This window comes from Lysobacter sp. 1R34A, assembly GCF_051217035.1.
Taxonomy (GTDB): Bacteria; Pseudomonadota; Gammaproteobacteria; order Xanthomonadales; family Xanthomonadaceae; genus Lysobacter.
The window spans coordinates 40,433-51,186 of the sequence record NZ_JBPKJP010000017.1 but is presented as its reverse complement, the minus strand read 5'-3'; the positions used below and the strand labels follow the sequence as shown (position 1 = coordinate 51,186).

General features: G+C 66.7%; 6 protein-coding genes. All 6 read left to right on the top strand.

What is annotated here, in order from left to right:
• Positions 1 to 4: 4 nt before the first annotated feature.
• The 6 genes from ACSAMQ_RS07130 to rfbA all read left to right on the top strand — a co-directional run bounded on the left by ACSAMQ_RS07130 (position 5) and on the right by rfbA (position 10,746).
• Entirely contained in the window at positions 5 to 3,253 is a 3,249-nt protein-coding gene (locus ACSAMQ_RS07130) for a TIM-barrel domain-containing protein (RefSeq protein ID WP_435394997.1), read from the top strand.
• 343 nt (positions 3,254 to 3,596) lie between these two features.
• Complete coding sequence (locus tag ACSAMQ_RS07125; protein ID WP_435394996.1) at positions 3,597 to 6,548, top strand: TonB-dependent receptor domain-containing protein; 2,952 nt, start codon at positions 3,597 to 3,599, stop codon at positions 6,546 to 6,548.
• Between the two features lie 187 nt (positions 6,549 to 6,735).
• On the top strand, positions 6,736 to 7,338 hold the full coding sequence (locus ACSAMQ_RS07120; RefSeq protein ID WP_435394993.1) for a TetR/AcrR family transcriptional regulator: 603 nt from the start codon (positions 6,736 to 6,738) through the stop codon (positions 7,336 to 7,338).
• A gap of 53 nt (positions 7,339 to 7,391) precedes the next feature.
• Positions 7,392 to 8,231, top strand: a complete 840-nt coding sequence (locus ACSAMQ_RS07115; RefSeq protein ID WP_435394992.1) for an N-acyl homoserine lactonase family protein — start codon at positions 7,392 to 7,394, stop codon at positions 8,229 to 8,231.
• Between the two features lie 552 nt (positions 8,232 to 8,783).
• Positions 8,784 to 9,836 carry a dTDP-glucose 4,6-dehydratase gene (rfbB, locus tag ACSAMQ_RS07110; RefSeq protein WP_435394991.1) on the top strand — a complete coding sequence of 351 codons (1,053 nt, stop codon included), beginning with the start codon at positions 8,784 to 8,786 and terminating at the stop codon, positions 9,834 to 9,836.
• 25 nt (positions 9,837 to 9,861) lie between these two features.
• Positions 9,862 to 10,746, top strand: a complete 885-nt coding sequence (gene rfbA / locus ACSAMQ_RS07105) for a glucose-1-phosphate thymidylyltransferase RfbA (RefSeq protein ID WP_435394990.1) — start codon at positions 9,862 to 9,864, stop codon at positions 10,744 to 10,746.
• The last annotated feature ends 8 nt before the right edge of the window (positions 10,747 to 10,754 follow it).

The window sequence follows — 10,754 nt, the reverse complement described above, 5'->3', positions numbered from 1 at the left end:
CGCGGTGCGCGCCGCGGGCGGCGCGACGCCGGGCTGGGAGCTGAGCACCGACACCGGCAGCGTGGTGCGCATCGAGGTCCTGGCCGACGACATCGTGCGGGTGCAGGCCGGGCGCCGCGGCAAGCTGGCGCCGGCCGGCGACAAGGCCGCGCCGATCGTGCTGCCGCAGCCGGCGGAGAAGGTCGCCGCCGCGCTGGAAGAAGACGACGCCGAAGTGCGCGTGCGCACCGGCGCCCTGGTGCTGCACGTGCAGCGGCAACCGTTGAAGCTGCGGCTGGAGCGGATCGACGGCGAGCGCCGCACGCCGCTGTGGCAGGAACTGCAACCGCTCGACCTCGATGCCGCGCAGAGCGTGCAAGTGCTGTCTTCGCAGGCCGACGAGGCGTTCTACGGCGGCGGCCAGCAGAACGGCCGCTATCAGTTCAAGGGTCGCGAGTTGGAAGTGTCCTATTCCGGCGGCTGGGAAGAAGGCGATCGCCCGAGCCCGGCGCCGATGCTGTTGAGCTCGCGCGGTTGGGGCATGTTGCGCAACACCTGGAGCGACGGCAGCTACGACTTGCGCCAGTCCGATCAGGCCACCTTGCTGCATCGCGAAGATCGCTTCGACGCGTATTACTTCATCGGCGAGCTGCCGCGCCTGCTCGAGCGCTACACCCGTCTGACCGGCCGTCCCGGTTTACTGGCGCGCTGGGCGCTGTCGTACGGAGACGCCGATTGCTACAACGACGGAGACAACGGCAAGAAGCCCGGCACCGTGCCGGAAGGTTGGCGCGACGGCCCCACCGGCACCACGCCGGATGTGGTCGACAGCGTGGCGCGCCAGTATCGCGAACACGACATGCCCGGCGGCTGGATCCTGCCGAACGACGGTTACGGTTGCGGCTACAAGCAACTGCCGGAAACCGTGAAGGGCCTGGCCAAGTACGGTTTCCGCACCGGCCTGTGGACCGAGAACGGCGTCGACAAGATCGCCTGGGAAGTCGGCACCGCCGGCAGCCGGGTGCAGAAGCTCGACGTGGCGTGGACCGGCAAGGGCTATCAGTTCGCGATGGACGCCAACCAGTCGGCGTTCAACGGCATTCTGCACAACTCCGACTCGCGCCCGTTCCTGTGGACGGTGATGGGCTGGGCCGGCATCCAGCGTTATGCGGTGGCCTGGACCGGCGACCAGAGCGCGAGCTGGGACTACATCCGCTGGCACGTGCCGACCCTGATCGGCTCGGGCCTGTCGGGCATGGCCTATGCCACCGGCGACGTCGACGCGATCTTCGGCGGCAGCGCCGAGACCTATACCCGCGATCTGCAGTGGAAGGCGTTCACCCCGGTGCTGATGGGCATGTCGGGCTGGTCGTCGAATGCGCGCAAACACCCGTGGTGGTTCGACGAGCCGTACCGCAGCATCAACCGCGATTACCTGAAGTTGAAGATGCGGCTGACGCCGTACATGTACGGCCTGACCCAGCAGGCCGCGCAGACCGGCGCGCCGCCGGTGCGCGGGTTGATGTGGGATTACCCGCAGGACCCGCACGCCCAGGACGAGGCCTACAAGTATCAGTTCCTGCTCGGCCGCGACCTGCTGGTGGCCCCGGTCTACCGCAGCCAGGCCGCCAGCCGCGGCTGGCGGCGCGGCATCCATCTGCCGGCCGGCCGCTGGATCGACTATTGGGACGGGCGCAGCGTGCAGGCCGGCGCTGCCGGCCGCGAACTCGACCGTCAGGTCGACCTCGCCACCTTGCCCTTGTTCGTGCGCGCCGGTGCGATCCTGCCGATGCACCCGGCGATGCTGTTCGACGGCGAGAAGCCGCTCGACGAGATCACCTTCGACTTGTATCCGCAGGGCGAATCGCAGTACGCGATGTACGAGGACGACGGCAACACCCGTCGCCACGAGCAGGGCGAATCGAGCACCCAGCAGGTGCGCATGAGCGCGCCGGCGCATGGCAGCGGCCCGGTGACGCTGCGCATCGAGGCGGTGCAGGGCCAGTACCAAGGCCAGTTGCCGCAACGCCGCTACGCCTTGCGCATGCTGAGCCGGCAGACACCGCGGGCGGTGTCGCTGGACGGACGCGCCTTGCCGCAGCTGGCCGATGCCGCGGCGCTGCAAGCGGCGAGCGAGGGTTGGTATTTCGATGCGGCCGATCGCAAGGGCAGCGTGCACGTGCGCACCGCGGTCACCGACATCCGCAAGCCGCTGGAGTTCGCGCTGGACATCCCGGTCGCCGCGGCCGCGGCCGACGACGCGTTCCCGGCGGCGCCGGCGCAGGGCCGCGCCTTGCCGTCCGACAGCCTGCTGGTGGTCAGCCGCCCAGCGGAAGAGCCCGGCCACGCGCTGGAGAATGCGTTCGACGACGACCCCAAGACCTGGTTCCGCAGCGTGCGTAACCAAGCTGTGCGCACCGGCGCTCACGAATGGACGGTGGGCTTCGGCGAACGCAAGTTGATCGACGGCATCGAGCTGGCGCCGCGCAACGACAAGAACTGGAAGCACGGCCAGGTGCGCGACTACGAGGTCTACCTGGGCGACAGCAATGGCGAGTGGGGCCAGCCGGTCGCGCGCGGCCGCCTGCGACTGCAGCAGGAACTGCAGCGCATCGACTTCCCGGCCCGCGCCGGCCGCCTGTTGCGTTTCCGCGTACTCAGCGTGCAGAACCCGGAGGGCGACGGCGCTTCCAGCACCGACCCGATGGTCACCGCCGCCCAGGGCGGCGCGGCGCGCGCGGTCGATGCCTTGCAGCCGCGCGACGTCGGCCCGATCGCGTTGTCGAGTTTCCACATCCTCGAACACCAGGAACCGGAGCGGCCGGCACAGCAGCGCTATCTCTCCGAGCTGCCGTTGCCGGCCGCGCTGGCCGGGCAAGCGCGCGCCGATCGCGCCTTCCACGGCGACGCCGGGCTGCGCATGAACGGCCTGCTGTTCCGCCGCGGCCTGGGCGTCGGCCCGAGCAGCCGCATCGACCTGCGCTTGCAAGGCCAGTGGCGTCTGCTGCGCGCCGACCTCGGCATCGACGATGCCTGTCGCGCCGCCGGCGGCCTGCAGTTCCAGGTCTGGGGCGACGACCGACTGCTCTACGACAGCGGATTGGTGAAAGCGCCCGGCGTGGTCAAGCCGGAGCTCGACATCCGCGGCCTGTCTTCGCTGAGCCTGCGCACCTTGGGCGCGCAGGGCAGCCAACCCGCCCAGGTCTGCGCGAACTGGGCCAACGCCGCGCTGATCGGCCAGGAAGGCGACAGCGTCGGCATCCTCCCGCCCTGAGCCCAGCGAGCACTCGACCCCAAACGCCAACGCCAGAAGCACCCGATTCGAACATCCGACCCGAGCACCCGACCCGAGCACCCGACCCGAGCACCCGACACCCGCTACGTCCATCGAACACCCGCACCGAACACCCGCACCGAATACCCGTCACCGAATACGTAACACCGCTCCTCCCCCCGCCCACACCGACTGCGGCCCTTTGGCCGTGGCCCGGGATCGCTGTTGCCTTTCGTCCGCCATCCGCGCCGCAGATCCTGCCAGGAGAGTTCCGATGTTGCCCGCAAGCCGCCGTTCGCGCCGTCAACGCGCCCACTGCCCATCCCGTATCCCCGCCACCCCGCTGTCGTTGGCCCTGGCCGTCGCACTGCTGGGCCACGTCTCGCTTGCTGCCGCACAGGATGGCCAGAGCACGACCGACAGCACGGACGCCACCGGCAAGACCACCGAACTGTCGCGCATCGAAGTGACCGGCTCCAACATCCGCCGCCTGGATGTCGAGACCGCCTCGCCGGTGCAGGTCATCAGCAAGCAGGACATCGAGAACATGGGCGCGCGCACCCTGTTGCAGGTGCTCGACAACCTGCCGGCGGCGCGTCCGGCGCAGCAGGATTCGCGCTCGTTGTTCACCGGCTCGGACGGCGCCTCGCAGGCCAATCTGCGCGGTCTCGGCGCGCAAGGCACCCTGGTGCTGTTGAACGGCCGCCGCCTGTCGTACTACGGCGCGCCGGCCGGCTTCCAGACCCAGTTCGTCAACATCGATGCGATTCCCGCCGCGGCGATCGAGCGCATGGAAGTGCTGACCGACGGCGCCTCGGCCGTGTACGGCACCGACGCGGTGGCCGGCGTGATCAACGTGATCACCAAGCGCAACTACCAGGGCGCGGAGGTCAGCGTGACCACCGACAAGTCCTCGCGCATCGATTCCTATGGCGAGCACCAGGCCAGCATCACCGCCGGCTTCGGCGACCTCGACGAGGACCGCTACAACGTCTACGCCTCGGTCAACATGTATCGCCGCGACGCGATTCCGCTGAGCGACTTCTACGACAAGCGCCCCGACCAGTACTACGTCAACAACCCCAACTATCTCAAGAACCTGCGCCTGGGCACCGGCAGCAAGCCGGGCGTGTTCAACCCCGGCACCTACTTCGCGATCAATCCCAGGACCGGCGCGCGCGTGCAGGAAGCTGCGCCGGGCTGCAACAACGTGCTGACCGGCGAAGCCGCCGGCCCGCGTTGCATCTGGCAGACCTGGATGAACAACGAGATCGATGCCGGCGCCGAAACCGAGCGCTTCACCGGGTACGTCAACGCGCATTTCCTGGTGGGCGAGAACACCGAGGCCTTCGCCGAGCTGACCTATACCGACATCGACCTGCGCGCCAACGGCGGCACGCCGCGTTCGTTCGGCACCACCACCGGCAACCCGACCAGTTGGTTCTCGCGCGACACCGGCACCACGGTCAACCAGTTCCGCTATCCCTTCCTCGGCCCGAACAACGAGTACAACCGCGCCAGCCCCGAACTCAGGGCGATCAACGGCGGGGTGGTCGGCCTGCAGTACCTGTTGCAGGACGTCGGCGATAACTACTTCGGCCAGCGCAACACCGACAAGAGCTACCGCGGGCTGTTCGGCCTGCGCGGCAGCATCGGGGACTGGAACTGGGAAACCGCGTTCGCGTCCGCCGGCACGCATTCGGTGACCTACCAGACCGTCAACGTCAACATCGACGGCTTCCGTAAAGCATTCGGCCCGTTCACCGTCGATCCGGGCACCGGACGAGTGATCATCTCCGATCACCCGGCGTACAAGTTCGGCGAGATCAGCGAAGCCAATGCGGCCTTGCTGCGCGAGGCCTATCCGACCTTCGACATCCAGTCCTGGACCCGCCTGCACACCCTGGACGGCAAGATCGAAGGCCCGCTGTTCAACCTGCCCGCCGGCGAGGTGCGCGCGGCGTTCGGTTTCAACGTCAGCCGCGAGACCTTCTACACCCCGGGCAACGAAGACGCCGCCAACGGCCTGATCACCCAGCAGGGCGGCTCCTGGTTCGACGGCAAGCGCAATACCTACGCGCTGTTCGCCGAGGCGGTCGCGCCGTTGACCGACAAGCTCGAGCTGGACGCCGCGCTGCGCGTGGACAAGTACCCGAACTTCAATGCCAACCTGGCGCCGAAGATCGGCCTCAAGTACCAGGTGCTGCCGCAGTTGCTGCTGCGCGGTACCTATTCGGAAGGCTTCCGCGCTCCGAGCCTGGCCGAATCCGGCACCGGCGGCGTGTTCGCCCAGCTCGGCGGCTACCGCGACGAAGTCCGTTGCGCCGAGACCAACGCCATCGCCAACCTGCTGCGCCAGTCGCGCCGCGGCGGCGACGTCGACCTCGGCAACTCGCTGCTCAACAGCGACTGCAGCCGCACCGTGGCGCGCATGACCCAGCCCAACCAGGATTTGAAGCCGGAGAAGGCCAAGATCGCCACCCTGGGCTTCGTGTTCGAGCCGCTCGACTGGCTGTCGGTGTCGGCCGACTACTGGTTCATCTATCGCCGCAACGAAATCGCCGCGCCGGACTACAGCAAGGCCGAGGACATCGCATCGATGACCCGCTCGCCGATCACCGACTCCGACCGCGCCGCACAGGCGGCGTTGGCGGCGATGTGCGCCGATCCGGCCAGCGGCGTGGCCTGCCCGGGCACTTTGCCGGGCTACAGCGTCGGCAACGTGGCCAGCGTCGTGGGCCAGTACAAGAACCGGGGCCGCACCCTGGTCGACGGCTTCGACATCGACGCCCGCACCCGCTTCTCGCTGGGCGAGTGGGGCAGCCTCAACGTCGGCGTGGCCGCGACCATCGCGCGCCGCAAGGAGGCCTACCTCGACGACGAGAACGGCTGGTACTACGGCAACACCGTGGGCTACCACAGCAATCCGCGCCTGCGCGCCACGATCAATGCCGACTGGAACTACCGCCAGTTCACCACCAGTTTCTTCGTCAACTACGTCGGCCATACCAAGTGGGCCTGGGACCGCGTCGATGCCGAAGACAACAATCCGGAGACCTGCACCGCCGGTTACCTGCCCTTGCCCGAAGCGCAGTGCGAGGACGTGCCGTCGTGGTGGACCGCCAACCTGAGCCTGGCCTGGCGTCCGACCGACAAGCTCAACGTCGGCTTCACCATCAAGAATCTGTTCGATCGCCAGCCGTTCTACGACCCGAACAGCTTCCTCGGCGACTCCAGCGACTACGTCAGCATCCTCGGCCGCAGCTACAGCGTCACCGTCGGCTACAAGTTCTGACCCAAAGCCGTAACGCGCTCCATTCAAGCGTTGACGCAAAGGCGGGAGCTCCGGCTCCTGCCTTTGCTTTGTCTGGACAGGTCGAAAAGTCTGGCGGCATCACCGACGGCGGCAGAGCCGGGGCAGGGCGCACGGCGATCCGAGCCCATCGCTTTGACATAGACAGACCTGTCTGTATAGTTGGTCCATGGCCTCCGCCGCGCCAACCCCGAATCCCCCTCCGCGCGAGCGCATCCTGGCGGTCGCCTCGCAGCTGTTTTATGCGCAAGGCATACGCGCGGTCGGTATCGACGGCATCATCGATCGGTCGGGCGTCGCCAAGGCCAGCTTCTACAAACACTTTCCGTCCAAGAACGACCTGGTCGCCGAAGTCCTGACCCGTCTCGGCGTCGCCTGGCGGCAATGGCTGGCCGACGCGGTCGATCGCTGGTCCGGCGACCCGAGCGCCCGCCCCTTGGCGGTGTTCGACGCGCTGGGCGAACGCCTGGGCAGCAGCGGTTTTCGCGGCTGCGTCTTCATCAATTCGATCGTCGAACTGGCCGATCGCGAGCACGCCGGACATGCGGTCGCCCACGATCACAAGCGACAAGTCACCGCCTATCTCGAACGCCTGCTGCTCGAGGCGCAAGTGCGCCCGGCCGCGGACCTGGCGAATCAACTGATGATGCTGATCGACGGCGCGATCGTCACCGCACTGCGCACCGGCTCGGCGGAAGCATCCTCGTCGGCGAAAGAGGTCGCCCGGATCCTGATCGAAGAGCGCCTGGCCCGGCACCGTCAACGCTGCTGACGCGCGAGCGCGATCGCCTAGCACCCCATCATCGCCCCACTCGGAGCAAGGTCATGACCTCGTTGCTGAAACGTTTCCTGCTGCCCGCCGTACTGCTCGCGTCGCTTTCGCAGGCCTCGGCCGCCGAGCCGGATCTCAAGCTGTATGCCATGGACTGCGGCCGCGCCCAGTTCGCCGACCTCGGGCCGTTCGCCGACACCGGCGAATACGACGGTCATCCCGGCACCCTGATGACGCCCTGCTTCCTGATCCGTCACCCCAAAGGCGACCTGCTGTGGGAAGCCGGCCTGGGCGACCGCTACGCCGAGCCGGCGGGCGGCACTCAGCTTCCTTTCTACCGCGCCATCGTCGATACCGCCGTCGCCGCCCAACTCGGACGGTTGGGCCTGGGTTTCGACGACGTCGAGCACTTCGCCTTCTCGCACGCCCATGGCGACCATCTCGGCAACGCCAATGCGCTGGCGAAGGCGACCTGGATCGTGAATCGCAGGGAGCTCGAATGGATCCGGTCCGTTCCGGCGCCGCCGCGCACCAACGCCAAGCTGATCGCAACCCAGAAGCAGGCCGCCACGGTGTTGATCGACGGCGACCACGACGTGTTCGGCGATGGCAGCGTCCGCATCCTGAAGGCGCCAGGGCACACGCCGGGCCACCAGGTGTTGTTGCTGCGCCTGCCGCGTTCGGGGCCGGTCCTGCTGTCCGGCGACCTGTATCACTCGCACGAGAACCGCGCCGAGAAACGCATGCCGGTGTTCAACGTCAGCCGCAGCGAGACCCTGGCGTCGATGGACCGCATCGAACGGATCGTCAAGAACCAGCGCGCCCGCGTGGTGATCCAACACTCCATGGATGACTTCAAGGCGCTGCCGGTATTCCCGGCTTATCTGGACTAGACGCTGCGGTTCGCGCTGTGCGCGCGTTGGCCGAAATGAAGCCATCGAGCGCCTGAGGCCCTGGCCCCTGAGCTGTCTATGACCCGGACGGGGCTGTGCTTGGTCGGAAGCGATGCGATCAGATGGGCGTGAGTTAATAATGCCGATGAATGCTGCGATGCGGTTAGCTTTATATCTAATTGTTTTAATTGGTGTTTTTTGATCTTGTGTGGCTTTCCGCGTGATATGGCCGAGCTTCTGGCCCCGGGCCCGAGCTTTATCGGCAGCATACGGCGTCAAGAGGGAGGCGCCCCTCGGCTGGTTCAGAAGCAGGCGGTCCCGGACCGTCGGGCATCACGTTCGGACCGTGCCTCAGTCGCGACAGGAAGCTGTCAGCTGTCTTAAGTGCCGGCCCTGTCGTTTGCGGGCCTTACCCGGATAGGCATTACAATCGCGCACTTGTCGAGCCGGCCTTGTGCTGGACAGCAGTGCATTCAGGCTGCGGTTCGGTGTCGAGGCATCTGCGGCCTTTGGCCGGTTCGATCTCAGTCGATCAATAAAGGAGTGTCCTGAGTGCCTACTTGGCTTGTGACCGGCGGCGCCGGATTCATTGGCGGTAACTTCGTCCTCGATGCCGTCCGCAAGGGGATCAAGGTCGTCAATCTCGATGCGCTGACCTATGCCGGCAATCTCGACACCCTCAGCAGCCTGGACGGCGATCCGAACCATGTGTTCGTCCAGGGCGACATCGGCGATGCCGCCCTGCTCAAGCGGCTGCTCGCCGAGCACCGCCCGCAGGCGGTGATCAATTTCGCCGCCGAAAGCCATGTCGACCGCTCGATCGAAGGTCCGGCGGCATTCGTGCAAACCAACGTCGTCGGAACCCTGAGCCTGCTCGAACAGGTGCGCGATTACTGGAAGCAGCTCGATGCTTCGGCCCGCGACGCGTTCCGTTTCCTGCACGTATCGACCGACGAGGTCTACGGCAGCCTCGGCGACACCGGCAAGTTCACCGAGACCACCCCGTACGCGCCGAACTCGCCGTACTCGGCGTCGAAGGCCGCTTCCGACCATCTGGTGCGGGCCTTCCATCACACCTACGGTCTGCCCGTGCTGACCACGAATTGCTCGAACAACTATGGGCAATTCCAGTTCCCCGAGAAACTCATCCCGCTGATCATCGCCAAGGCGCTGGCCGGCGAGCCGCTGCCGGTCTACGGCGACGGCCTCAACGTTCGCGACTGGCTGTTCGTCGGCGACCACTGCGCGGCGATTTCGCGCGTGCTCGAAGCCGGCCGCATCGGCGAGACCTACAACGTCGGCGGCGATGCCGAGCGCGCCAACATCGTCGTGGTCAAGACGATCTGCGCACTGCTCGACGAGCGTCGTCCGCTCGCCGACGGCCGCGCCCGCGAGTCGCTGATCACCTATGTCGCCGACCGCCCGGGCCACGATCGCCGTTACGCGATCGACGCCGGCAAGCTCAAGAGCGAGCTCGGCTGGGCGCCCACGGTGACCTTCGAGGAAGGCATCGCCCGTACGGTCGACTGGTATCTCGACAACCAGGCCTGGGTTCAGCGCGTGCTCGACGGCAGCTATCGACTGGAACGCATCGGCCAGGCCTGAAGCGGCCGCTCAAGAGGAATCACGCATGAACCGTAAGGGCATCATCCTTGCCGGCGGCTCCGGTACGCGGCTGTATCCGATTACCCAAGGCATCAGCAAGCAGCTGTTGCCGGTGTACGACAAGCCGATGATCTACTACCCGCTCAGCGTGCTGATGCTGGCGGGGATCCGCGACGTGCTGATCATCAACACGCCGCACGAGCAAGCGCTGTTCAAGACTCTGCTCGGCGACGGTTCGCGATGGGGCATGCGCATCGAGTATGCGCAGCAGCCAAGCCCGGACGGTTTGGCCCAGGCCTATCTGATCGGTCGCGAATTCGTCGATGGCCAGCCGAGCTGCCTGGTGCTCGGCGACAACATCTTCCACGGCCCCGGCCTGACCTCGATCCTCAAGCGCGCCGACCAGCGCCAGCACGGCGCGACCGTGTTCGGTTACTGGGTCAGCGACCCGGAACGCTACGGCGTGGCCGACTTCGACAGCGAAGGCAAGGTCGTCGGCCTGGAAGAAAAGCCGCTCAAGCCGCGCTCCAACTACGCAGTGACCGGCCTGTATTTCTACGACGGCCGCGCCAGCGATTTCGCCGCGAGCCTGAAGCCTTCGGCGCGCGGCGAGCTCGAAATCACCGACCTCAACCGGGTTTATCTCGAGGAAGGCTCGCTGCATCTGGAGCAGTTGGGTCGAGGGTATGCCTGGCTCGACACCGGCACCCATCAATCCTTGCTCGAAGCCTCCAACTTCATCGAAACCATCGAAGCCCGCCAGGGTCTGCGCATCTGCTGCCCCGAGGAAATCGCCTGGAACAACGGCTGGATCGACAACGATCAGCTGGCCGAGCTCGCTCGTCCCCTGGCGAAGAACGGTTATGGTCAATATCTGCTCGGCCTGGCCGAGCGCGGCTTCGTGCCGTAAAGGAACCG